Genomic DNA, 24,684 nt, shown 5'->3' on the forward strand with positions numbered 1-24,684 from the left:
AACATCCTAGAGGTGATTATCCTAATAATCATCTTTTTTATTATTATTTTACTTGCAACAGGAATCAAAATAATATTCAGGTATAATAAAACTGGCAGTGAAGTTAAAGGATGTTTAAAAATACTAATTTTTAAAAAAATCAAAATTTACAGTCTTGATTTACCCTTTGAAAATAAGGAAAATAAAGATAAAGACTTTAAAGAAATAGTGAAACTGGCCAAGCCTTGTTCTAAAGACTTGCTAAATTATTTAAAGCTTATTTTAAAAACAGTTGATATTAAAAAAATAGAAAATCACATTGTTTTTGGCCTTGAAAGCTATGCTGAAACTGGAAAATACATAGGCATCATCTGGGGGGTTTTAGCGGTGATAAATTCAGCCAATAAAAACCTGAAGATAAGTGCTGAACCATCATTCAGAGGAAGCGTATTTGACATGAAAGGTGAAAACGAATTTGAATTTTACCCATTTAAAATTTTAATGCCAACAATCAGGTTAATTTCAAAAAAAGAGATTAGACTATTAATAAGGAGTGTCTTAAATGGGTGAAAATTTTGCAGAGGACATAAAAGAGTTTTTCAAATGCAAAACAGATGAAATTATTGAGTTTAAAAAAATCTGCGGATTCACATTTGTTTTTATAACAAAAATAACCATGATTAGAGATAGATTATCTTCTGCCGAGATAAAACCGGTTGGCATAATTTATAATGAAAATGACCAATATTATTTTGCACCATTAAATGGAAATGTTAAAAATATAGAAGAGATTGTTGAAAAATATGTTAAGGAAGAGGAATATTTTCACTCTCAACAATAACTTCAACAACAAGAGGCCCTTCTAGATTCCTATCTAAAAGCAATTCCAAATCGTTTAAATTGTCTACTTTTACAGCATCAATCCCATAACTTGCAGCTAATTTTGCAAAATCAGGATTATTTAATTGTGTTTGATATGCATCCATCCCATAGACATCCTCTTGCCATTGGCGAATAATCCCATACTCCGAATTATTTAAGATGAAAATGATTACATCCAAATCCTGTTCTTTAATAGTTGCAAGCTCCTGGAGATTCATCTGGAAGTCTCCATCCCCATTGATAACAATGATTTTCTCATCAGTTGCAATGGCAGCTCCAATAGCTGCTGGAAGACCATAACCCATCGGTGCCATGGCTCCTGAGAATAATAATTGTCTTGGCTTTGAAGATTTCTTTAAAAGAGCGGTCCAAGTGGTATGGGATCCTGCATCTGAGACGACAATATTGTCATTGAACTTATCTAAAATTCTTTTAATGGCAGCTTGTGGTTTTAAATCATCATCAAGACCTTCTAGATGATATGAATCATCAATTTTAAAAATATCCTCAATCCAGTTGACTTCCTTAAATCTGGCTTCAAGCATGAATTCCATTACTTGCCCCTGAATTGGATAATCCCCAACCAAAACATCTTTATTGATATTTACATGAATGAAATTATCTGGAAGCTCAGTCAATGTCCTCTCACTAGCTTTAATGCCTAAACCAATTATGCAATCAGAATTTTCAAATGCATATTTAGCTTGAGGATTTGCCCGAATTCCACATAACCCCAAGTTTAGAGGAGATTCATCAGGAATTATTCCTTTTCCATGATAGGTTGTTGTTATTGGAATTTTATATTTCTTAGAAATCCTTTCAATGTTATCTCCATATGATATTGCCCCTGCACCTAAAATAAATAATGGCTTTTCAGCCTTATCGATCAGCTCTTGAGCCTTACCTAGATTTGACATGTCATCATCACACAAATAGCATAAATCAAAATCATTGAAATCCTCTTGAAGGAGAATGTCTTTTGATAAATTAATATGAATAGGACCTTTTGGGAAGTTTTTCAACTCATAAATAGAAGCACGCAATGCATACATTACTTCTGTACCATTTAAAGGATAATATGATGCTTGAGTAATGTTTTTAAAGATCTCAAACTGAGGAGTTGTTTGGAAATAATCGCTTCCTCTGTATTCTAAATCATTGTCTCCAGTTAGGAGCAATACCTGGAGGTTATCTTTAAAAGCGGTAGCCATTGCCATTGTAGCATTTAGTGCGCCCGGTGATGCAGTTGTAATGCATACTCCAATTTTGCCTGTTGACCTTGCAAATCCATCTGCTGCATGAGCCGCTGCTTGTTCATGACGTGTTAAGACATGATTAATTTCGCTTTCAGATAATGATTTATAAATAGGCATTATCTGCTCACCAGGAATTCCAAAAACAGTGACAATTCCTTCTTCAGCAAGTATTTTAACGATTTTATCAGCTACGTTCACATTTTTACCTCCTGATAAGAACCATTATATTCTCCCGAACCCTCAACAGAATACACAACAGCTTGTGCAATTCTATCTCCCGATTTGATTTCATATTCAAAGTCTCCATGATTGTATATTAAAAACATCAATGTTCCATAAAATCCAGGATCCCCAACAGCAGTTTGTACAGAGACAAATGACCTTAAAAGAGTAGATCTGGGCAAATACAACATTGCATAACCTTTCGGGATTTTAATTTTCCTTTTAATACTGGCAAGATATGCCGTATGAGGTTTTAAAGTGTATATATCCTCTTCAAGCTCTTCAATTTCAGGCAGGTTTTTTTCATTGTCAATAAGTGACCCTTCACTTTTTTGAACATAAACCTTGTCCAGTTCCAAGTCAATTCCAGAGGGCTGGACTAAATCTGCAAAATCTGGAAATAGTTTAACTAGTTCTTTTTCGCCAAGCATAATTATCAAATCCTTTTAATAATTTATTTATCTAGATAACTTAATATATTTTAATGGTGATAAAATGCCCGTAGTGACAATTGCTGGAAATGAAAAAATAAGTATTGAGAAAAAAAGAGAAATGGTTAAAAATGTATCTAAAACCGTAGCCGAAGCATATGATTTGCCTATTGAAGCTATTACTGTTTTAGTTCAAGCTTACCCTGCAGATAATGTTGGAGTAGCTGGTGAACTGTTAAGTGAAAGAGAATAAAAATTAAAAGGAGAGTTTATATGACTCTCCTATAAGTTCAAACCAAAAAAAGAAATTTGTATTTGAATAACAAATACGCATCAATATTAATCAAAGATATTATTTAAAAATTACTTTTTAGCGTAATAATTGCCATTTTTAACAATCAAATCTGATTTTATAAGATCCTCTAAGTTTTTTTGGATTTTTTCATCAAAATTCTTTGATTTAAATCTAATTAATGATTTTTTAATATCTTCAAAGCTGGAGTTATTAACCTCATCATAAACACTTTGCTGGAAAGGTGTTAAGTTAAATATAATATCGTTTAGAGGATTTTTCCTCTCTTTAAATGACCAAACCTCATCCTGAACTTCAATATTGAATTTGTCTTCTAAAGCAGGGATTTTATCCCTAAGCTCATCTAAATCCGGATGTTGGGCAAGTCCAAGTTTATGTTTAAATATTTTATTTAAGAATTTCTCGTGCAGTTCATTAAGATTAATATCTTCTTTAGTTTTAAATGAATCTAACACATATATCTTATCACCAATTACCTCTAGAACTTTATAACTGTTTGTTTCCTCGTCAAACTCGATTTGTTTAAATGCACCTAAATTCCAATGATTATCTAAAAGAAAGTTCCTCACAAATTCGGCATCTTCAAGAGAGTTATAATATCCAAAGATACAATCCTCACCAGCAATTTGTTTTTTAATAACAAATGTATCAAAGACTTTAGTAATGTTTAAACCATATTTTGAACTATTAGGATTTCTTTTATATTTTTTAACTATCCCATCAATTTTTGTGATGGTTTTCTTTTATATTTTTCAAGGAGATTTATTTTCCCATCAATACTTACAACAAAATAAGTATCCTCAAATTTATATAATTGTTTAATTGAGTCTAAATCCCAAGCATTATCTATTAATTCATCTCTAAAGAATCTTGCATCATCTAAACTTGCAAATTTACCATAATTTTTTGAATTTTTAATAATTGTATATGAACTATTAATCAATCGAATATATTTTTCAGCCATCAATATGACTTTGTTTTTAAAAACAGATAAGTTTTGAGATTGAAACTTTAGATAAGTTGTTTTATAAGTTACTTTTTTACCAATTTTAAGTTTAGACATTGTCTTTGATTCTAACCTGTTTTGAACAGTTAAACCTAATTATATAATGTTGTATAGGACCGGTGGTCTAGGGGTATGATTCCTCTTTGACGTGGAGGAGATCACGAGTTCGAATCTCGTTCGGTCCATATGCCATGGTAGTTCAGATGGGAGAACGCTAGACTGAAGATCTAGATGTCGCTGGTTCAAGTCCGGCCCATGGCATCCTATTTTATTATCTTTTTTTATAACTAATTTCCGGATACAATATTTTAATTTTGAACATAAAATAATTTAGAAAATCTTTATTATGCTCTTGGAGATATTGGATTAAAAAAGGTGATGGGTTTTTTAATCTATTTGCTGGTTTTACCTAAGGTAATTGGTTTAGGTTTTACTTGAGTGTTTTCTCTTAATGTTTTGTATCTTTTAACAATTTCATAACCTTTGTCACTTCCGATTAAATCTGCTCCTCCAGTTAAAATTTGGTTTGCAAATTTATATTCATCAACACCGCCATAAATTTCAATTTTTATTTGAGGTGCATATTTTTGGATAATGTTAATGTCATTTACATGTTCAAAGATATGGCCTGGAGCTACAAATCCGGTGGATGTTTTAATATAATCTGCTCCACTTTTTTCAACTACTCTGGCAGCATTAGCTTTTTCATAATCTTCTAAAGCTTTACTTTCAATAATTACTTTTAATACTTTGTCTCCCATAACTTCTTTGAGTTGCTTTATCTCATTTTCAAGTAAGGAATATTTTTCATCTTTGAGGTAGCTCAAATTCATCACTACTTCGATTTCATCCACTCCTTTATCAAGTAATTCTTTAGTTTCAGCTATTTTGCTTTCAGTATCTTCAAAACCTAAAGGAAATCCTACCACACTTCCAATCTTAACGTCACTGTCTTTTAAAACTTCTTTAGCTAATGATATATATGTTGGTGAAATAACTACTGAATTAAACTTCAATTCTTTTGCCTTTTCAAGAAATTCTTTCATTTCACTTTCAGTAATTATGTTGTTTAAATTGGTGTAGTTAATTAAACTTGCTAACTCTTTTGAATTTTTTATATTGTACATCATAACACCCTCTCTTAATTAGTTAGTATATATACGAACATCCTATTTAAATATTGTTATATTAATTTTTTCATCATATATGGTCCGACTTTTTCATAATCGAATTTGCGATAATAATTTCTAGATCCAATACCACTAATAATGGCCATTTCTTCTTTACCATTATCAATAGCAATATTTTCAGCCTCTTTTAGAAGTCTTTCACCAAATCCGGTATGCTGACCTATTTTAGGATTCCTACCGCCAATTTTGATCATATTTCCATAAACATGCAATTCCCGAACGAGCGCTGTGGATTCATTAATTTCAGCTCGAAAATGATTTTTTGATGGCAGGCGTAATCTTAAAAATCCTGCAATGCTTTCTTCATTTATATCTTCAATAGATAAGAAATGCTCTTCCCCTTTACATGCAGTATAACTTTCACTATACAATTCAAAATCCTCTAAACCATATTCTCTAGATGTTTTTTTATGGCCGATTTCACGGCAACGAATACACTGACAATTTATATGCTCTTTTTCTAAATTGTTGTAAACAAGTTCTCCAAGATTGGATTTTTTAACCCCCGCTTCAATAAGTGTTGAAGGAATATCTCTTTGAATTCTCATTGTTCTAACCCATTTTGGAAGAATTGATTTAACTTTCGTTATTAATTCAACAGCCTCGTCGTCATTATATGGATTATAATTTCCCTCTTTCCATAAATCATATAACTCGCTTCCTTTAGTAACTAGACATGGATAAATCTTCAACATATCTGGTTTAAAATTATCATCGCTAAATAATCGTTTAAACATTTTTAAATCTTGATTTTGGTTTGAAAATAACCCAGGCATCATATGCATAGCCACTTTGATAGATGAATCTCTTAAAAGCTGATTTGCCTCTATGACATCATTTATAGAGTGCCCACGTTTAATTCGTTTGTACAAATCATCTGATAATGTTTGAACGCCTAACTCGACTCTTGTTACTCCAAAATTAAGCATTCTATTGATATGTTCTTTTTTACAAAAATCAGGCCGTGTTTCAAAGGTCATGCCAACACATCTGACTTTTGAATTTTCATTAACCCTTTGAACATCTTCAATTAAAACATAATCGTTAGGTTCGTAAGTTTTTAAAACCCCTTTTTCGAATAATTTAATTTCGTCACGGTCAAGATTATAATCATAATTTTCTGGTTTATTTTCCATTATTAAACCAAAATCGCACATTGCCTTTAGGCATTGTGAAACAAACCATTCTTGATATGATAAATCTCTTGAAGGGAAAGTTCCTCCCATTATAATTAATTCAACTTTATCAATTGGATGGCCAATTTTTTTAAGTTGTTTCAAACGGTTAAAACATTGGATATATGGATGATATTCATACATCCTACCTCTAAGTGCGGCCGGTTCTTCACCAGTATAGCTGGGAGGAGCAATATCACTTTCCGGACAATAAATACATCTTCCATGAGGGCATTTATGTGGGTGGCACATTACTGCCACTATTGCAACCCCCGACATTGTTCTTGTTGGTTTTTTCTTTAAAAATCCAGAAATAATTTCCTTTTCTTCAGGTTTTGCAAATTCTAAGATGTCTGCATTGCTCATGAACTTGGATAATTTCAAATCACGACATAATTGTCTTTTTTCAACTTCTAGCTCTCTTCTAGTTGTGATTTTGCCGTTAAGAATGTCATTAATTATAATTTGACATGCATTTTCCATTTTTCAATCCTCATAATTTAAATAGTTAAACTTATATGTACAATTTATTTAAATATTTAATGATTTATACATTATATATAAAAGGTGAAATCATGAAAATTAAAGAATTTATCGGATCTACCGTTTTAGACAAAAATGCAAATGTAGTCGGAAGAGTTGATAATGTTGATTTTGACACTGAAACTGGTAAAATTGACACAATCACTTTAACCTTGCAAAAAAATATTTTCTCTAAAGATGAACTCGAAATCAGCTTTGAAGATATTGCAACTATCGGTGCATATGTTATCTTAAGCACTGAAATCACATACGAAAATGAAGAAGTAGAAGAAGACGAAGAAGTTAAAACTGTTGAAATTGAAGTTGAAGAATAGCCAGGTATTAATATGGTTTTTGATGCAAGGGGATTGGAAATTACTCTAGATTCTCATGTTAGATATGTTGACACAGGAACAATGGGTAAGGTCATTGATTTAAAATCAGAAAGTGGCTCAGAATGGGTAATGCTTGATAAAACCGAATTATGGTATCGTTCCGATTTAGTTGAATTGCTTGAAGAAAAGGACATTAAAAAATCTTCCTTTTATGATAGGGAAGATGATGGTGAAATTGACATCGATGCAATGAAAGAAAAAGCAAGAAAATTGGAAGATATTGAATTAGATTCTAATGTTGCTGAAGGGGGAGGTTAAAAACCCACCTTTTTTTAATTTTTTGCAAATAAACTTATTTTCTCAGCTAATTTAGGACCAATGCCTTCAACTTTTTGCAGTTCATTTTCAGAAATGCCACTTAAGTCATTTCCAAAGATATTGACTAAATTTCTAGCTCTTTTTCTTCCAAGTCTTTTAACGCCAACCACTAATGGAATAATGTCTTCTTTCACGCCGTAATATAATCTGGCAGATAAAAAGTCAAAGTCTTTTAATTTTGAATAATTTCCTAAGACCTCTGATGTATCCTTTGCAAATTTAACAAGGCGTGATGCTTCATAAGCAGATCTTCTAGTTGATGCGGAATAAACATTATATTTATTTTCAATTTCATATTCATTTCTCTCATCAACCCATTCCATTAATGACACGGCAGTAGCTTCAATGTTTCCAATGTCAACTGCAAATAATCCCTCTTCAGATAATTTGTCAAGAACAGGATCTTTTGATTTTCTTCCTTTAAACGAGATCAATGGCACATCAGGAGTTTCACATAATGCATAAATAAACTCACTAACATTAATTTTATCAATGCTTGAAACATATTCTTTAATTTTAACGGCAGTTTCAACTGAATAATTGGATTTGGCTATTAAATTACCAAAATCAGTCGTTGCTAATCCTTCAGGTGTTGCTCTTATGATTCTATTTTGAAGTAGAAAGTCTATTGCATTTTCAAGTTCATATTTGATGCTGTCTTCTGCGAATAATGCCATTGAAGGATTATTGGTCATTTGATAACCGTATAATGTTTTTCCAAAAAAGTCAGTTAGCTCATCAAGATTTTTGGAAAGTGATGAATTTATTTGGGCAATAATTTGTTTGTAGATTGCATCTTTATTGTCAACAAGTTTAGAGTTAGTTAATTCAATTTCTCCTTCAACGTAATAGTCTTGCAGGTTTGAAGCTTCATCCATAGTTTTAGCAACTAAGTAAGAATATCCTACATCATCGTATTGGGGCCTTCCAGCCCTACCGGACATTTGTTCATAATCAAAGACAGGTATTGGTTGAGGTCCATTTCCAGTCCAACGAGTAGTATCTCTAATTACAACTGTTTTTGAAGGTAAGTTAACTCCATACATTAAACTTGGAGTTGCAGTAATCATTAAAATATTGCCATTTCTAAATTCATCTTCAATAATTTCTTTTTGTTCATTAAACAATCCTGCATGGTGGAATGCAATACCATGTTCAAGGCTTTCAGCTAATTTAACACATGTGCTTGTTGGAAGTGAACCTTTCTTTTTTGGAACTTCCAATATTCTATCAGAGACTTTTTTAAATTGTTCTCTTTGTTTTAAATTGATTTTTTTGTTGATTTTTTTAGATACATATGTTGCAAGGCTTTCGGTAAACCGCCTTGTAGAAACAAATGCCAATGCTTGTGATTTGTCTTTAATTGATTTTTCTAATACTTTTACAATAACGTCATTTTTATTTTTAGTATTAAACATCTCCGCATCTAAAACTTTTTTGTGAAGAGGTACTGGGCGATAATCATGTTCAACACATTTTCCTTCAAGCCAGCCTTCTATTTCCTCAATATTTCTTAAAGTAGCAGATAATGCAATAATTCTCATAGATGGATTGATAATTTTAGCTCTTGTTATGGCTGATTCAAGAGTTGGTCCTCTTGTAAACTCCCCAATCATATGAAATTCATCGATGATTAATGTGTCAACGTCTCTTAGTGTGTTCCAGGAAAATCTTGTAAGCGCATCAAATGATTCAAAAACCATGACTGATAAATCAGAGCTTGCAGGGTGTCTACCAACATTAATTCCATGTTCTTCAAAGGATTTAAATTCTTTCACTTTTTCATTTTGTATTGAAAGTAATGGTGCAGCATAAACTGCTTTTCCGCCATCCAGTATTGTCTTTAGCATAGGAAGCACTCCTAAAACAGTTTTACCGCTAGCTGTTGGAATGCAGATAATATAATTTGATTTATCTTCTAGATAACCGGACTCGATTACCGCTTTTTGAGCAGGGTTAAATTCCTTAATATAAGGATACGCACTATTGATTATTGATTTGATATCGTCTCTTAAATTTTCCATTTTAATCATTTAATTATTTTTTTAATTAATATATAATAAATATTGTTAGGAGGTATAATATGGCTCTTTCAAAAACTTGTGTGATTTTTTTTGTTTTCATTTTTTATGTTCCAATAATTTAGTTTTAGCATGAATCGGCTTAAAAGACCCAATTCTATTTTCATTGTTCTTTTTATGTGTTTTGGGAATACTTTTTGGAATATATTTTCGATTTTATTGTTCGTAGATGGAATATTCGTGTTTTCAAGGTGGTTCGTTAATTTTTTAAAGTAAGGAATGATGAATTTCCATAGAATTTTGTTTGTGAAGTTGTTTTGAGGGTATTTTTTATCAATCAAAATATCTCGTAGTTTTTTAGCATCATTGAGTGTTTCTGCATCTAATATTTTATAAATATCTTGTTTTAAATCTGTTAAGATTTCTTTTTCTTCGTCTGTTAGTTGGTTTTTGTTGAAATAGTCTTTAAATCTTTTGTTTATGTTTTGTTTTACATGAAATTTGCAGAAATGATGTTTTACTTTTAATTTATTTATTGCTTCTTGATATTCGTGTTTTAAATCTGTTCCTATTGATATTTTCTTTTGATTTCTTAGGGATTCGTTTAAGAATTGATAAATGGTCTTAGAATCTTCTGATTCGACTAATTTGACTGAAACTAAAGTATTTAGTTTAACATCGAATAATGCTAAAAATATAATATCCAAATTCCATTAATTTTGACCCAAAGACTGTCGAATAAGTAATAAACCATAAATAAGTCCAATTTTCATGGTTAAATTGATAATTTGAGTTTAATAATATGTTTTCTATGCTTTGATGTGAGATTTCGATGTTGTGTTGATTTTTTAAGTCAAATCGTATTTTATGGAGTCCAGCTCCATAAATTTGATACAAATTCTCAATACAATCAACAACAGGCAATGTAATATTAGAATTAGAATAAACAAGTGAAGATAAATCTGTATAAAAGACTTTACCGCATTTTTTGCATTTATATTTTTGAATAGTGCACATTTGTTCTCCAATTCTTAAAAAAATTAGTTTTCTTTCGTAAGTTCCATTTTTAACATTATGTGTTGATTTACATCTTGGACAAATGCTAATTCTATTTTTCAAAAATAAGTTTTACCTCTTTTTTCCAGTCTAATATAGATTATCAGCAATATTTTCACAACCAAATCGGGAAAGATCATCAGATTGACGGAATTCAGAAAAAACTCTGGAATAAAATCGGAAAGTTTATATTCTTTTAACTCCATACATTCATATGGAGCTTTAATATTGTTATTAATCATATTAATATTTAAGTTCCACCTTATATATTAATTTTACTACTTTTAAATTAAAAATAAAGAAAAAATAGAACGAAAAAATTTCGTGACTCAAAAACTAGTAAAAATTCAAATCACACAAGTTTTTGAAAGTGCCAGACATTCCTAGAAACTTAAGGGTTTTCCAGATGAAATTTTTAATTATTATCATTATTAATAACATTGTTATATCACGTTTAGAGGAGGATTTGAATTTTCGTAAGCTTTATATATGTATTGTGAACAAAAAGGTAAACAAGAAAAGATTAATGCACTAAAAGTTAATGTGTCTTTAGTGTGTTTTTTTCTTGTTTCCCGGATGTTTGTTTTCAACATCCGGGGCTTTTCGTGCTTTTTTATATTTTTCGTCTATTTTTTCTTGTGTTAATTCTTTTGAGGCTTCTTTTACTATGAAATTAATTATTTGTTCTCTTTTTTGTCTCGTTTCAAAAATCAGGTCGAAGAATATACAGGTATATGTTCCCTGTTATTTTTGCGAAATTTGATTGATAAACGATTTTTTCATCTTTATTTCTTGGTGTTCGTGTTTATATGGTTTTCTGCATGTTTTTTAATTGTTATTGCTAGGTTTATAGATGAATATGTGTGCGTAAAATATCTTGTTCGATTATTGTTCTTCTTGTTCCATTGAAATCTTCGATTTTCGATTTAGATTTTTTTAATATGTCGAATCCTGTTTTCTACTGTCCATCTTTTTCTGTATAATTCTTTTAAATCTTCTGTTGAGAATTCTTCTGGTGTTAGATTTGTTGCAAGTATTTTATGGTTCATTTTTTCCTATATCAACTAGTGCAATTCGGATTTTATAATCTTCCTATTTTCTGTGCTTTTTCTTTTAATTTTTTGTCACGAAAACTTCTTAATCTGCTATTTTGTTTAGATTAATTGTTATTATTTCATCATTAGTTTTCATTTGTTTGATTTGATGTTGGAATACATTTTTTTGGCCGTCGTATTTATGGAATTTAGAGTTTAGATCCATGGTTTTTACCATTTAGTTCAATTGACGAATATCCTCTATCGTAAAATGGTGATTAATTTTTCAAATGTTGAATCGACGTTTCATGTTTTCTAAGTGTTCTATTTGCTAGATCTATTTCGTTTTACTGTTGTTTCAACAATTTTTGCTGTTATAAATATGTTTAGAATGAACATCTAAAAAGCGAAACTCTTGCCCGAATTCTTTTTTCCCGTAACAAATTCTCATCACCAACAGGGAACTGTATACGGGTAAAATCCAGAAAATTTATCCATATAATTTCTCAATAAAAACATTCATTTAAGTCGATGAATGCCTGTGGGTTGATGAACATTCTTTGTTTTCCAATTGCTTGACTTGAAATCGTCTCGAAATCTTTTTTTCATCATTAATGTGAAAAATCTTATCGATTCAATATAATCCTGTACATCCTCTTTGAGAAAGAATATAAACCATACAATCTTTTTGGTTCATTTTCCTTTCCCTAATGAATCTATTGGCCTCAGTAATATATTTTTTTGACACAAAACAATCGAATATTTTAAAAAAATCTATGATGAATCTATCAAAATAATACATCAGTCCACCTCCATATTAACTTAATCAGTGACTAAAAAAACTTTAATCACTAATATTAATATTTATAGTTAATAATATATAAAATAAACTATGCTTAATTATTGAAACTAACTATAAGTAAATTAAAACTATTCAATAAAGTATCAGAATAAGCACAGGTAAAATCAATTAAAATAAGTAAAAACTAAGCAATTTAGTAAAAAAATTAAGAATAAAAAAAGAAGAAAAACCTTAAGTTTCTAGGAATGCTTCCTCCCCCACTTAACACTTTTATTTTTTGATTTAATAAAATGTTAAGAGAGAGAGAGCTAATGATAGTAATTGATATTTTCTATAGTATCATCATTGCCATCACTATTTAAAAATTTGGCCCTGGAATTTAAACACATCACAGCTTTCATCCATCCAGCTGTCTGCACTAATTCCTGCTTTCATACATGTGTGATCTAAAAAGTCTTCTTTTGTAAATGCATTTTCAACAGCTACTTGGGGAAGCAATAATCCTCTAGCATATCCTTTTTGAATAATTAATCCGTCACGACCAATTTCAATTTCATCAAAGTATTGGTTATAGTGCCCTACAACAATCATTTCAGGTTTTGTCAATACTGTAACTTCAAAATCCAAATCTTCAAATTCACTTTCACTTACTTGAGGAAATCTCGGATCATCAAGTGCAGCTGCTAGTGCCATTTCCATTGCCGCATCAATGGCTGGCTTAATAGGTTCTGCATACCCAATACAACCTCTTAATTCATTGTTTTTAGTTAAAGTTACAAAAACGCCCAATTCTTCATCTAATTCAATTGGATAATCAGTAGGTTTTTCTAATTGCGTACCTGTTTTTAAAAAATGTTTAATAGATTCTTTTGCTATTTTAACTAAATACTCTCCTGCCCTATCACTTATCATTTAACCCATGCCTCCAACAAGTGCATTTAAAATTCTTGTATGAGGTCCCCCATCACCTACCGGTGCTGTTTGACCGTCTTTTCCACAAAATCCAACACTCAATTTAAAGTCATTACCTATTGCATCAATGTTTTTCAGGGTTTCTAAAATGTTCCCGGATAATGATACATCTCTTAAAGGTGTTGTGATTTCACCATTTTCAATTAAATAACCTTCAGCAGCATTAAATTGGAAAATACCTTTACCAGTATCAACCTGCCCTCCTCTTGAGCCTTTAAGATAAATTCCATTATCGATGTCTTCGAATAATTCACTAACTTCATTATCTCCAGGTTGTAAGAATGTATTGCTCATTCTAACGATTGGTTGGTCTGAAATTATGGATCTTGCATTTCCGGATGATTTCATTCCAAGTTTTGATGAAGTTGATCTTGAATTTAAAAGTGAAATTAGTTTCCCATCTTTAACTAATTGGTTTGGTTTGGTTTTAACTCCTTCAACATCATATGGATAGTATCCAAATCCTTCTCTTAAGCTTGCATCATCAAAAATATTAACAATATCTGAAGCAATTTGTGTACCAATTTTGTCTTTCAGGATAGAATCGTTTTGAAGTATTAAATCACCTTCAACGGCATGTCCTAAAGCTTCATGGATTAAAACTCCTGTAAGCTCAGGGTCAGCTATTACTGGGAATTTTCCAGATGGCGCTGGTTTGGCATCAAGCAATCTGACAGTTTTTTCACCAATTTTTTTCCCGAATTCTTCAATATCCGCTTCAGCTATTATTTCAAATCCTCTTACACCACCAAGACTCCCATGTCCGAATTGAATTATTTCTCCATTGGTTGCAGATGCGTTTAATGCCATTCTGCATCTGCTTGTTTTGATTTGAATTTCACTGCCCTCACTGTTCATGAATAATTCGTTTACCTCACTATCAGCATAGCTTACTGTGGTACTGTTGACTTTGTCAATTGATGCAGCATCATTAGCTTCTTTCATTATGTCTTTTTTTTCTTCAATTGAAATATCTTTGAAAGGTATTTTAACATCAATTTCTACTTTATCTTTGATTATATCACTTTCACTTAAACTAACGTCTCCTTTAAGTGAATTGGATAATTTTAATGCGGTTTCAGTAATTTCATTAATTTTTGATAAATCTGTAGCATATGCAAAACCCCAAGCTCCATTTTTCAACACTCTAATTCTTGCTCCTAAATTCATCCCAGTGTTAATTTCATCTACATTTCCATCTTTCATTAATAGGGAAGTATCTTCTCCCATTCCAAATCTGATATCCATGTAATCTACTTTTTTAGTGGTTTTTGCAATAATATTTTCGAATAAATTTATATATTCTTCCATGTTATCACTCATAAAATATTTATATATAGTATACATTGGATAACATATTTAATAAAAGGTTGCAAGGCTCTTTCAAAAACTTTGTTGATTTTCAAAATAGATTCTTCGATTTCCATTCCAAATCAAATCTCTGCGGCAGATTCGTTTTAAACACCTTGTGTTGTCTTAAATGTTCTTTTCCTTGATTTTGGCATAGTTTTTTGAAAGAGCCTGTTCACAAGAAGCATTATTATAAACTAAAGTCATAAAATATCAAAACACCTAAACTACTAAAACAAAACCAAAACATTTAAGTGTCACAAAGTGTATAAAAATAAAATGTGAGAAGTGTTTTGGTTTCGTGTTGTTAAATAACTATTTATCTTCTCACATACTTATAATTAACTATTTTTAAAAATAAAAAACATGAAATAAGAATTTTTTTAGAAGCATTTAATAAAAAACTTAGAAAAAATTATTTATTGGACAGATTCAATCTAATTTTTTTCTTGTTTTGTAATTGATATCATTTCATCAATAGTTTTTCCTATACAAGATTCAAAGTGTTTTATGGATGAGTTATATCCTGCTCTTGTTGCATATGCCAAATTTCTTTCCAGGAAAATTGTTTAGTCTTTGATGACATATTTTTATTTTTCATATAGGATTATCCGTTTATTTTATGTAAGATCATTTGAAAAGTAAAATTGTGAATAAATATTGAAATATTCAACCACCGAATAACTCTTCAATCTCTTGGCGCACATATGGATAGTCATTACTATCAGTTAAAACATGTATCTGATCACTGTATATAATATTAAAATCCTCAGTTGGAATCATATACTTTCCATTTCTTATAACTGACACTACAATTGCATTTTTAGGGAAAGGAATATCTTTAATTTTAAAATTAATATAATTACAATCTAAAGGAACTATATATTCTGACAATACATGTTTTGAAGGTTTTTTAACCAATTCCTTATTTTTATTTAACAATAACCTATCATAAAGTGATTCATAAATTGGTTCGTTTCCAAGAAGTGTTGGAACAACATAAGCTATTAAGGAAACAAAAATCATAGCTACCAACGATTCCGTTGACCCTGACATCTCAGCTAAAAGAACTATTCCTGTAATTGGAGACCTGACAGTTGCTGCAAAAAATCCTGCCATTGAAATAATTATAAATCTATAAATTAAATCATGCTGCCATCCAAATGCCGGAACCACGACAGAGCCAAAAATAGCTCCAATATACGCTCCTAATACCAAAATTGGTAAAAATATACCTCCCGGAGCTCCAGATGAGAATGAAAACATTGAAAAGAGATATTTTAAAACCAATAATGCCAATAATACACTTAGTGAAGGAATAGCTACATCCAATATATCCATCATAAAGTGTCCGCCATCACTAATCTCCGGAATTAATAATGCTACAACACCGGAAAGCATGAATACCAATACAAATTTAAGCCATGATGGAATTTTAAGATTATTCAGCACATCACTTGATTTAATCAGTCCAATATTATAACCATAACCTAAAAGACCAATAATAACCCCTAAAATGATTAAAACCCAATATGAATCTAAAGGAATATCTAAAACTGGGAAATTAAGTATGGTGGATTGGCCAAAAATAATCTTTGATATGAAATCTGAAACAATGGCTGAAACTAATGCAATAAAAACTAGAGTTTTGTCAAATCCATGATTAATTTCTTCAAAAACGAATATCACCCCAGCTAAAGGTGCATTAAAAGCGGCTGTAATACCCACTGCAGAACCAACAAGAATTAATCTCAATTCATCTGTTTTTGATCCTTTAAAAATTTTTGCAATACCTTTTCCGGCCATACCTCCAATTTGAACTGATGGACCTTCAGGACCTAAAGACAGCCCGCCAATTGCAGTTAAAACTCCAGAGACAACTTTAGAAAATAATACTTTTGCCCAATTTGCTTCCATGTGTCCTTTTACCTCAGCATAAACTTGAGGTATTCCGCTTCCGGCTGAATCAGCTTCCCATTTAGTTAGCCAATCTATTAAAAGACCTAAAATTGCCAGAACTATGAAAAATAAGACAATGAAAAATATGTTTCCCTTTATTATGCTTAAATAACCTCTTAAAACACTTTCAGAACCTGCAAGCAACCATCTATATAAGCATACCATTAAACCTGCAAAAAAACCAACTAGAACACCTTGGACGGTTAATCTAAAAATATATTTTGGATTTTCACTTACAGACCTTAATGTTTTCTCAAGATTTTTCATTAGTCATACTTTATATCCCAAATAGTATAAATTAATTTCGAAACATTCCTCTTTCTTAAATTTAAAAACACGCATTCATTTTTAGTTGATAAATACCAACACATTTTAAAAAAACAATATGTCCATCAGAAGCGCATGGTGCAAGTGCTAATGGTTTTGCGATTGCATCATAATGTTCACATTCAGGTTTATCTTTTTCAGCCCGGTCCATAAAATATTGGTATATCCTTGCAAGACATTGTATACTTTTATCCCAGCATTTATCAAAGTTTAAATTATTTAAAAAGACAAAGGCCCTTAATTAATGGAGAAGTTAACATTAAGCATAACAATTTTACAATTGATAAACTATCATGAAAACAAGGCATTTCTAATTAGAACTTCGCCAAGTATTTCCGCACTTTGCACAACGGATAAAATTAGTTGGCGCTTCATCAGCAGATCTTGTTTGCACTGTCCACCAATAACCTTTTGTCCCCCCACATTTATAACATGTTATTTTTGTAGTTGGGAGTGCAACATTTTTATTGTCAGTCACAATGACTTTAGATTGAGGATTTTTATCTCCTTCAAATGTATATTGCTCTTCAATATCATTTTTAGTTAAATCTTTCCCATATCCACATTTACATTTGATTTTGCCTTTTTTAGGCATTAACATTGCACCACAATCAGGACAGAATTCCATATTAAAAAACACCATTAAAAAATTAGTAAATATTACATTTAGAAAAACAAGTTTATAAAATAATCGGTTAAAAAAAGAAAAAAAAGTTATATGTGGAAGGCTTAGCCCTCCACCATTATCAGCTTACCTGTAGCGGGGTCTTTATAAACTTTACCCATTTCAGTATAACCTTGACCAGAACTATTTGAAGTGTCTGGAGTCTCGTTTAATTGTTGACCTTGGTCTACTTCAGTCATTTGTTTCTGCATTTGTTCTTGAACATTATGGTCCGGATCAATCATAGCTTGCATGTTCCAACTTATGATAACAAAAACTAAAAAACCAACAGCAATAACCAGCATCGCATCTACAAGGTTAGATGTACCAGTCATCGGGTCTTCTTCGACACGTTTAGACCTACGTCTACTATGTTTTCTTACCATAAAACCACTATTCATTCATTTTATCTAATACTGTGTCAATTAAAGCATCTAAATCTGATAAGTATCTATCATACCATCCGGAACGGATTTTTCCAATAACGTAACATAATGCACCTGAACCAATACCTACAATAGTAGTGTTAAATGCAACTGTTAAGGATGATGCCAATGTATTAATATCTCCCGCACCTAATGCTGCAAGACCCGGACCCATTGGAATTAAAGTACCCATCAACCCTAATGTTGGTCCAATACGAGTAATAATATCAGTATTTTGTAAAGTATTCATAGTTTTTTCTTCTTCAAACTCGAATAATTTACGTGCTAAAGCTTCTCTGGAAGTATCGCCAAGTTCACTTGAAGAAGCTATTTCAAGTAAAACTTTTTTTTGTGATTTAGGAATTTTAGCATTTGAAATTACATTTTTTAATGATTCAATAGAATCTGTAGCATTAATATCATATATTAAATCTCTTATGGTTCCAATTGGAACTTTACGTCTTGATGTATACTCTGCAATAGCCCCACCTAATGTAATAATGGAAATAATAACAATAACAATTAAAATAATCAAAACTGGTATTGTCAAACTCTGGGATATCACATCAAGAGAACCTGTTAAAAACTCTCCACCCGGTATATTTAAAGCCATATTTTTCACCTATTCTAAAATACTTTTACCTCTTTTAGTTAAAACCATACCGCAAAATAGTAAAATAGCAAATGCTATGACTATCATGAGTAAGTCTTGAGGAGAACTCATTGTAATTGGACTTGTTGTTTTTGATAATGCTCCCGCAATATTTGGTATAACAATTGCTGAAAGTAAGAAATATGCACCAAGCAATAACATGAAATTACCTAAAACAATAGGATAAGGCCTGTTAATAACTTTAACAATAGTATTTGATGCAAAATAAGTTACAATCATCACAGCAACAAGTGCTCCAGCAGCATACCAACTTAAATTAAGAGAACTAACCCCAATTGTTGGTGCAACAATTAAAACACTTGCAATAATTGAACCAAAACAACAAGGACAAGGAGCAATAATAGCTAAAGAAGTTGCAGTTGAAGTATTTTTATCATGTATTTTCCACTCTCTTATTGTGAATAATCCTGCAATAATCATTATTGATGCCATCATAATGTAAAATATTGTATTATAACTGTAGATTGCTTGAACTAACTGTTCAGAGTAAAGTGAAGCAATAGCAGAAATAAGCACAACACCTCCACCATAAGCAATGCAAATTACGGTAAATAATTTTTTAGGCAAATTAGCCAATCCTGAAGCGAGTCCTATCTTAATTCCAAAAACTAAAACAGACGCAAAGATTCCAACCTGCCATAAAACACTCATCATATCCATAGTAAATTCTCCATAATAAATTAAAATTAATTAATAAAGTATTAAAATAAATAATAACGGATTAAAGCAAAATAAATCAAAATTAGCAATTTTCAATGAATAAACAATGATAAAAAAAATAAAAAATCTTAAGTTTCTAGGAATGGTTATATTTTGAAAATGTAAAAAAATTATACCAAACCATTATTAAATGAATACAACCATAATGCAACTGAAACCAATATTGTAATCACAATCAACCAAGCAACAATGAATACTTTTTTAATATCGGATTCCCCTTTAGTAATGTATTTTTCACCGGGCATATCTGAAGATACCCTACGGTTATTTTTATATTGGTCATCATTTCTTAAATAGTTATAGAACGTCCTTGTAATAAAATAAAAAATTACAAACATTACAATACCGATAACAGGAAGTAATCCTCCATTTAAAAACATTACAGATATTGTCGAAAATAATAATGCTAAAAACAATAAAAACACACCGGATAACACTATTGAAATGCCCTTGTTAAAAATCATTATATTACACCTATTAATTAAATATGGAATTTATTATATTAAAACTTTAGGAAAACCTAATAAATTAAGTATTAATAAAATATATAAATATTAAGGTAGTTAAATTAAAATGTATTTTTTTAAAAATTCAGATGGTGTACTAATTGAAAGTGGATATGGAAGAATGCGGAGTTTGTGAAGACTGTATTGATGTGTGTGTGGAAGAGGCTATAAGTAGACGAGCATATAAAATCATTATTGATGATGATAAATGCACTAATTGTGGTGAATGCGTTGATGTTTGCCCTGTTGGAGCATTATACGAAGATTAGGATTAATTATGAAAATGAAATTTACAATAATTGACTATATAATTATAATTTTAGTGATATGTGGCATTGCATTTGCATTTATCCACATTACAACAGACGATTCATCCAGCTTACAGAAAACCGCTTTTGATGAATCAACAATTAACAAAATACCAGACACTTACCTTAAATACTATAAAGATGGATTTATCGTAAACGCTACTGTTAAAGGTTTCAATTCCACCAACGGCAATCCGACAACCTTAAAGGGCACTGTTATTTGGGAAGATGACAATAATGGAAATGAGGTCAAATTACTCGTCAGATCAAATAACCACACTTATTTAGTGGGATTGTATAAAAACGTTCCTAATGCTGATGTTTACATAGACCATATTAGTTTAGAAAGCAATGGTGACAAATATAAAAACTTATGCGAAATTAAAGTTAAACCTGAAGAAATTACCTCTCTTAAAGATTTAACAGGCAAAATTTCAAATGACGCCAATTATGAGCTTACTGCAACTGTAACCCTCGATTCACTTAACACAAAAGATACACAGGAAATTGCAAATAAACTCTCAGCAGATAAGCAAGTGTCCATTAAAACAGCACCCAGTGACAATGATAATCAATTAGTAATTAAACAAGCAACGAAAGACAACCTAAATGATGCGGATTCCATTTTAGGAAATGTCGATGCATTAACTGATTACATTACCATTAGAATTTATGATTCGACCGACAGTCAAATAAAAGAGATTAGTGAAAACTTTGATGTTGTCAATATACGGAAATTTTAAGTTGTGTAGACTATGAGTATGATTTATTCAACTTTAACTTCAAAAATAAATAAGATTTGTGATAAATTTCATGAATCTTTCTTATTTACATTCATTTTTGCCATTTTAGGATTTCTTGAAAAACATTGGGTTAACAGCTATTTTAAAAGATTTTATCCCAGTGAAAATTTTTAAGCTTTTTAAATAAAAATGCCATATTGAAAAATCATATTTTCAATCCATTGATTGTGCTTTTCTTATTTGGATTGTTTTTATTATTATCTATGAACCCCCCATCAAATAGTTTGGTCATCACATTAATCATTGCTTTTATTGGATTTTTTATTGGATCCTGCATTCTTCCAAGGTATTTTATAAACAGTAATGTAAAAAATATTCTTAAATTTAAGCGAAAAGATATTTATTCTATTGGTTTTTGCTTAATGTTAATTAGTATAGCATTCTTCTTTATCTGCATTGCCTCAGTTGGAGGAATTCCACTTTTAAAACCATCGATTAGATATTTATTGAAGCCCGCATTTACCATGCCGGCATTTTTAATTATTCCGGCAACATGTTTAATAGCCAGTGCATATTTGAACGATTTTCAAGATGGAAAAATTACCCGACCACAAGCAAGATTCAGATTCCTAATTTTATTATTTATTGACTGTGCATTTTTATTGCTTTTAGGATATAGAACTCCACTACTTGCAACATTTCTTATCATAATTATCATAGGTTTCTACGGAAATATTGTTTCTCTTTGGGAAGTTGTAATTGGTGCAATGATTGGAATAGGTGCAATAATTGGAATTGGATATTTTCGTTCATTAGGTGAGATGACAATAACCTCATCAACTAGTCCGCTCTATACTTTACAGTCAAGAGCTGACTTTACACTACATGTTTTAAACCTACTTGATTTTCTTGGTGGTAACTTTGGCCTTACCCATGGACATATGCTTACAAGTTCCATTCCAGGAAGTGATTTAGGACCAAGGATGATGGTTGGAAAACTTATTGCATGGAGAACTGAAGTAACCGTGACCCCAACATTGATTGGACAAATGGTAGTTGATTTCGGCAAATTAGGTGTCTTTGCTGAAATGTTACTTTTAGGTTTTACGTTAGGCATAGGATTTAAAATCATACAGATTACCAAAAATTACTTTTATATTGGAATTTACTCATTGATTTTAACATACTCCATTTTAGGCATTGAAACCGGAATTTTAGACATTCAAGTTCTGTTATATTTCATAATAGCTATTTTTATTTATTTAATAAACATCAAAATTGCAAGAAATTAAGCTCATTTTTGACATTTCAGTATTACTAACAATTTGAAATAATACTAAAAAGTATTATTTTAATAACATTTATATAATGAAATATGAATAACATTATAATGTCAAATTGAAGAATATCTGTTTTATTAACCATTATATTAAACAGAACTCCCGAAAAATTTGATATTATGTAAATTAACAAAAATAATACTTTTAGGTAATACATCCAATGTAAACAGAAACACGAAAAAGTATTACTTAAAAAAATGGAGGAAAAAAATTGCATATCCCTGACGGATTTATACCTGTTGCACAATGTTTAGTATATTATGTAATATTAATAGTTGCTTTATACTTCTCCGTGAAATGGGCTAAATCAAATTTAGACGAAAAACGCATTCCGCTTCTTGCAGTTCTTGCAGCAGGAATATTTGCAATCATGTCCATGAACATGCCAATTCCATTTGGTACCAGTGGACATATGGTTGGAGGAGCTCTTGTAGCTATTGTATTTTTAGCTCCAGAAGCAGCAGTACTGGTATTTACTGTTGTGCTCCTTATTCAAGCATTGATATTTGGAGATGGAGGAATTACCGCTTTAGGAGCAAATGTATTAAATATGGCAATCATTGGAGGAGCAGTAGGATTATACACCTTCAAAGGATTAAACGGGACAATTGGAAAATACCCTGCAGCAGGAGTTGCAGCATGGCTTGCAACCGTTATTGCAGCATTAGCATGTGCTATTGAAATGGGCATTGCAGGAACATTCCCAATGAACGTTGGTATCCCATCTATGGTACTATACCACTTCTTTATTGGAATAATCGAAGCAGTATTAACTGTAATCGTTCTTGTAGCATTAGACAAATTCAGACCAGATTTACTCACATGGAATAAAGGAGATGCATAATATGGATAAAAAAGACATGACTTTAATTGGAGTAGCATTACTAATCTGTGTTATAATCTGCGTTCTCTCACCATATATTGCATCTGGTGACCCAGATGGATTAGAAAAATCAGCAGAAGATTCAGGACTTGCTGAAGATTATTCAGTAGAAGAGATTAATGGAATCCCCGGTGCAATCTTCCCAGATTATGCATTTGCAAATGATCCGGACAACCAAGTACTGCAAATCGTTGCTCTGGTAATAGGTGCAATTGTAACCTTAGTTATAGGATACGGAGTTGCATACGTTGTTAAAAGTAGAAATTAAATATTAATTTCTATCTTTTCTTTTTTTTAAAGAGTATTTGAAAAATACTAAATATGATATAAGCAAATAATAATATACGACTAATTTTAATATTATACTAGTGAATAAATATGGTTGATATAACACAAATAATGAGATTTGATGATTTAGCATCAAAAAATAGTCATGTTCATAATTTAGAAGGGCGAATAAAATTAATATCAACTATTTTTATTATTTTAGTATGTGTTATATCCAAAGAGCTTTTTATACCAATAATATTGGAAATAATTTTATTGATAATACTTAAAATAGCAGATCTGTCATATTGGGATTCGGCAAAAAGATTATTAATGTTACTTCCATTTGGCGGAGCAATCATAATATTTCAACCTTTTATACAGCCAGGAAATATAATTTGGACATATTCATGGTTAACGGTCAGTGATGTTGGTCTTAATTGGGCAATATTGCTTTTAGTACGTATGGTTGTATGTCTAACAGCAATCATAATTTATTCCTCAACAACACCATTGCAAGAAATGGCAAGCTCTTTTAGAAAATTGAAAATGCCAAGAGATTTAGCTATGATACTGTCAATCATGGTTAGATTTTTATTTTTATTTGTTGATGAACTCGCATCTATTAGGAAAAGTCAAAAATCAAGAAATTTTAGCATTCACAGTAAAAATACTTCCTATAAATGGAGAGTAAAACAGGTCGGATACACAATTGGAATGATGTTTTTAAAATCATATGAGCAAGGAGAACGAGTGCACAAAAGTATGATAAGCCGTGGATTTTCAGATGCTTCTGAAATGTTCGATGAAAAGAAATCTCCTGAAAAAAGTGATTATTTATACTTAATTTCAATATTCATTATTGCAATAATCTTAGAATACATTATATTAAATTATTCCGGACAATTAGGTTACTTAGGCATGAATTTAGCAATTAATTAGGTG

General features: G+C 30.8%; 29 protein-coding genes, 2 tRNA genes and 1 pseudogene. 13 read left to right on the plus strand and 19 right to left on the minus strand.

The window, feature by feature from the left end:
• Positions 1-12: 12 nt before the first annotated feature.
• Both Q9968_RS07770 and Q9968_RS07775 read left to right on the plus strand, forming a co-directional pair.
• Positions 13-549 carry a DUF2953 domain-containing protein gene (locus Q9968_RS07770; protein ID WP_305515137.1) on the plus strand — a complete coding sequence of 179 codons (537 nt, stop codon included), beginning with the start codon at positions 13-15 and terminating at the stop codon, positions 547-549.
• Complete coding sequence (locus Q9968_RS07775; RefSeq protein WP_305515139.1) at positions 542-820, plus strand: hypothetical protein; 279 nt, start codon at positions 542-544, stop codon at positions 818-820. The genes Q9968_RS07770 and Q9968_RS07775 overlap by 8 nt, the downstream gene beginning before the upstream one ends.
• Here the strand turns inward: Q9968_RS07775 and Q9968_RS07780 are convergent.
• Together Q9968_RS07780 and Q9968_RS07785 are read right to left on the minus strand one after the other, a co-directional pair.
• Positions 786-2,315: a thiamine pyrophosphate-binding protein gene (locus Q9968_RS07780; protein ID WP_305515141.1), complete on the minus strand. Its 1,530-nt coding sequence runs from the start codon at positions 2,313-2,315 to the stop codon at positions 786-788. The two genes, Q9968_RS07775 and Q9968_RS07780, sit on opposite strands and share 35 nt — an antisense overlap.
• Positions 2,312-2,770, minus strand: a complete 459-nt coding sequence (locus Q9968_RS07785) for a deoxyuridine 5'-triphosphate nucleotidohydrolase (RefSeq protein WP_305515143.1) — start codon at positions 2,768-2,770, stop codon at positions 2,312-2,314. The genes Q9968_RS07780 and Q9968_RS07785 overlap by 4 nt, the downstream gene beginning before the upstream one ends.
• 64 nt (positions 2,771-2,834) lie before the next feature.
• Here Q9968_RS07785 and dmpI point away from each other — a divergent pair, with 64 nt between their 5' ends.
• A complete protein-coding gene (gene dmpI / locus Q9968_RS07790) occupies positions 2,835-3,023 on the plus strand; it encodes a 4-oxalocrotonate tautomerase DmpI (protein WP_305515145.1) in 189 nt (62 codons plus the stop codon).
• A 110-nt stretch (positions 3,024-3,133) separates the two neighbouring features.
• On the opposite strand, the gene Q9968_RS07795 is transcribed toward dmpI, so the two are convergent.
• Together Q9968_RS07795 and Q9968_RS07800 are read right to left on the minus strand one after the other, a co-directional pair.
• On the minus strand, positions 3,134-3,652 hold the full coding sequence (locus Q9968_RS07795; RefSeq protein WP_305515147.1) for a hypothetical protein: 519 nt from the start codon (positions 3,650-3,652) through the stop codon (positions 3,134-3,136).
• Positions 3,653-3,795: 143 nt separating this feature from the next.
• Positions 3,796-4,146: a hypothetical protein gene (locus tag Q9968_RS07800; protein ID WP_305515149.1), complete on the minus strand. Its 351-nt coding sequence runs from the start codon at positions 4,144-4,146 to the stop codon at positions 3,796-3,798.
• Between the two features lie 56 nt (positions 4,147-4,202).
• On the opposite strand from Q9968_RS07800, the gene Q9968_RS07805 reads away from it, so the two are divergent.
• Positions 4,203-4,274 (plus strand) — tRNA-Val (locus Q9968_RS07805).
• 3 nt (positions 4,275-4,277) lie between these two features.
• A tRNA-Phe gene (locus tag Q9968_RS07810) sits at positions 4,278-4,350 on the plus strand.
• 131 nt (positions 4,351-4,481) lie between these two features.
• On the opposite strand, the gene deoC is transcribed toward Q9968_RS07810, so the two are convergent.
• Both deoC and Q9968_RS07820 read right to left on the minus strand, forming a co-directional pair.
• Entirely contained in the window at positions 4,482-5,219 is a 738-nt protein-coding gene (deoC, locus tag Q9968_RS07815; protein ID WP_305515151.1) for a deoxyribose-phosphate aldolase, read from the minus strand.
• Positions 5,220-5,272: 53 nt separating this feature from the next.
• Entirely contained in the window at positions 5,273-6,937 is a 1,665-nt protein-coding gene (locus tag Q9968_RS07820; RefSeq protein ID WP_305515152.1) for a tRNA uridine(34) 5-carboxymethylaminomethyl modification radical SAM/GNAT enzyme Elp3, read from the minus strand.
• Positions 6,938-7,029: 92 nt separating this feature from the next.
• On the opposite strand from Q9968_RS07820, the gene Q9968_RS07825 reads away from it, so the two are divergent.
• Both Q9968_RS07825 and Q9968_RS07830 read left to right on the plus strand, forming a co-directional pair.
• On the plus strand, positions 7,030-7,311 hold the full coding sequence (locus Q9968_RS07825; protein ID WP_305515153.1) for a PRC-barrel domain-containing protein: 282 nt from the start codon (positions 7,030-7,032) through the stop codon (positions 7,309-7,311).
• A 12-nt stretch (positions 7,312-7,323) separates the two neighbouring features.
• On the plus strand, positions 7,324-7,629 hold the full coding sequence (locus Q9968_RS07830) for a DUF2098 domain-containing protein (RefSeq protein WP_305515155.1): 306 nt from the start codon (positions 7,324-7,326) through the stop codon (positions 7,627-7,629).
• A gap of 14 nt (positions 7,630-7,643) precedes the next feature.
• Here Q9968_RS07830 and Q9968_RS07835 read toward each other — a convergent pair whose 3' ends face one another.
• The 13 genes from Q9968_RS07835 to Q9968_RS07895 form a co-directional block, all read right to left on the minus strand.
• Positions 7,644-9,722: a DEAD/DEAH box helicase gene (locus tag Q9968_RS07835; protein ID WP_305515156.1), complete on the minus strand. Its 2,079-nt coding sequence runs from the start codon at positions 9,720-9,722 to the stop codon at positions 7,644-7,646.
• Positions 9,723-9,781: 59 nt separating this feature from the next.
• Positions 9,782-10,417: a hypothetical protein gene (locus Q9968_RS07840; protein ID WP_305515158.1), complete on the minus strand. Its 636-nt coding sequence runs from the start codon at positions 10,415-10,417 to the stop codon at positions 9,782-9,784.
• Positions 10,383-10,829: a hypothetical protein gene (locus tag Q9968_RS07845; protein ID WP_305515160.1), complete on the minus strand. Its 447-nt coding sequence runs from the start codon at positions 10,827-10,829 to the stop codon at positions 10,383-10,385. Before Q9968_RS07845 ends, Q9968_RS07840 begins: the two co-directional genes overlap by 35 nt.
• Before the next feature lie 863 nt (positions 10,830-11,692).
• Positions 11,693-11,815 (minus strand): transposase, encoded by a 123-nt coding sequence (locus tag Q9968_RS07850; protein WP_305515162.1) that lies wholly within the window; start codon positions 11,813-11,815, stop codon positions 11,693-11,695.
• A 1,141-nt stretch (positions 11,816-12,956) separates the two neighbouring features.
• Entirely contained in the window at positions 12,957-13,514 is a 558-nt protein-coding gene (locus Q9968_RS07855; RefSeq protein WP_305515164.1) for a TIGR00296 family protein, read from the minus strand.
• Positions 13,515-14,885: a TldD/PmbA family protein gene (locus Q9968_RS07860; protein ID WP_305515166.1), complete on the minus strand. Its 1,371-nt coding sequence runs from the start codon at positions 14,883-14,885 to the stop codon at positions 13,515-13,517. It lies immediately after the preceding gene.
• 708 nt (positions 14,886-15,593) lie between these two features.
• Entirely contained in the window at positions 15,594-17,150 is a 1,557-nt protein-coding gene (locus Q9968_RS07865; protein ID WP_305515167.1) for a ClC family H(+)/Cl(-) exchange transporter, read from the minus strand.
• Between the two features lie 61 nt (positions 17,151-17,211).
• Positions 17,212-17,361: a hypothetical protein gene (locus Q9968_RS07870; RefSeq protein ID WP_305515168.1), complete on the minus strand. Its 150-nt coding sequence runs from the start codon at positions 17,359-17,361 to the stop codon at positions 17,212-17,214.
• Positions 17,362-17,520: 159 nt separating this feature from the next.
• On the minus strand, positions 17,521-17,838 hold the full coding sequence (locus Q9968_RS07875) for a transcription factor S (protein ID WP_305515170.1): 318 nt from the start codon (positions 17,836-17,838) through the stop codon (positions 17,521-17,523).
• A 101-nt stretch (positions 17,839-17,939) separates the two neighbouring features.
• Positions 17,940-18,260, minus strand: a complete 321-nt coding sequence (locus Q9968_RS07880) for a DUF2149 domain-containing protein (protein WP_305515175.1) — start codon at positions 18,258-18,260, stop codon at positions 17,940-17,942.
• 7 nt (positions 18,261-18,267) lie between these two features.
• Complete coding sequence (locus Q9968_RS07885) at positions 18,268-18,912, minus strand: MotA/TolQ/ExbB proton channel family protein (protein WP_305515177.1); 645 nt, start codon at positions 18,910-18,912, stop codon at positions 18,268-18,270.
• Between the two features lie 9 nt (positions 18,913-18,921).
• On the minus strand, positions 18,922-19,632 hold the full coding sequence (locus tag Q9968_RS07890; protein WP_305515179.1) for a DUF2162 domain-containing protein: 711 nt from the start codon (positions 19,630-19,632) through the stop codon (positions 18,922-18,924).
• A 170-nt stretch (positions 19,633-19,802) separates the two neighbouring features.
• Positions 19,803-20,156, minus strand: a complete 354-nt coding sequence (locus Q9968_RS07895) for a hypothetical protein (protein WP_305515181.1) — start codon at positions 20,154-20,156, stop codon at positions 19,803-19,805.
• 143 nt (positions 20,157-20,299) lie between these two features.
• On the opposite strand from Q9968_RS07895, the gene Q9968_RS07900 reads away from it, so the two are divergent.
• The 6 genes and pseudogenes from Q9968_RS07900 (at position 20,300) to cbiQ (ending at position 24,681) form a co-directional block, all read left to right on the plus strand.
• Entirely contained in the window at positions 20,300-20,467 is a 168-nt protein-coding gene (locus tag Q9968_RS07900) for a 4Fe-4S binding protein (RefSeq protein ID WP_342765952.1), read from the plus strand.
• An 8-nt stretch (positions 20,468-20,475) separates the two neighbouring features.
• A complete protein-coding gene (locus Q9968_RS07905; protein ID WP_305515183.1) occupies positions 20,476-21,249 on the plus strand; it encodes an adhesin in 774 nt (257 codons plus the stop codon).
• 12 nt (positions 21,250-21,261) lie between these two features.
• A pseudogene (locus tag Q9968_RS07910) lies at positions 21,262-22,541 on the plus strand (oligosaccharide repeat unit polymerase family protein).
• 259 nt (positions 22,542-22,800) lie between these two features.
• A complete protein-coding gene (gene cbiM / locus Q9968_RS07915) occupies positions 22,801-23,433 on the plus strand; it encodes a cobalt transporter CbiM (protein WP_305515185.1) in 633 nt (210 codons plus the stop codon).
• 1 nt (position 23,434) lies between these two features.
• Complete coding sequence (locus Q9968_RS07920; RefSeq protein ID WP_305515187.1) at positions 23,435-23,740, plus strand: PDGLE domain-containing protein; 306 nt, start codon at positions 23,435-23,437, stop codon at positions 23,738-23,740.
• Between the two features lie 110 nt (positions 23,741-23,850).
• Positions 23,851-24,681, plus strand: coding sequence for a cobalt ECF transporter T component CbiQ (gene cbiQ, locus Q9968_RS07925; protein ID WP_305515189.1), 831 nt, complete (start codon positions 23,851-23,853; stop codon positions 24,679-24,681).
• Positions 24,682-24,684: the final 3 nt, after the last annotated feature.

It is taken from the genome of Methanobrevibacter sp. V14, assembly GCF_963082475.1.
Classification (GTDB): domain Archaea; phylum Methanobacteriota; class Methanobacteria; order Methanobacteriales; family Methanobacteriaceae; genus Methanocatella.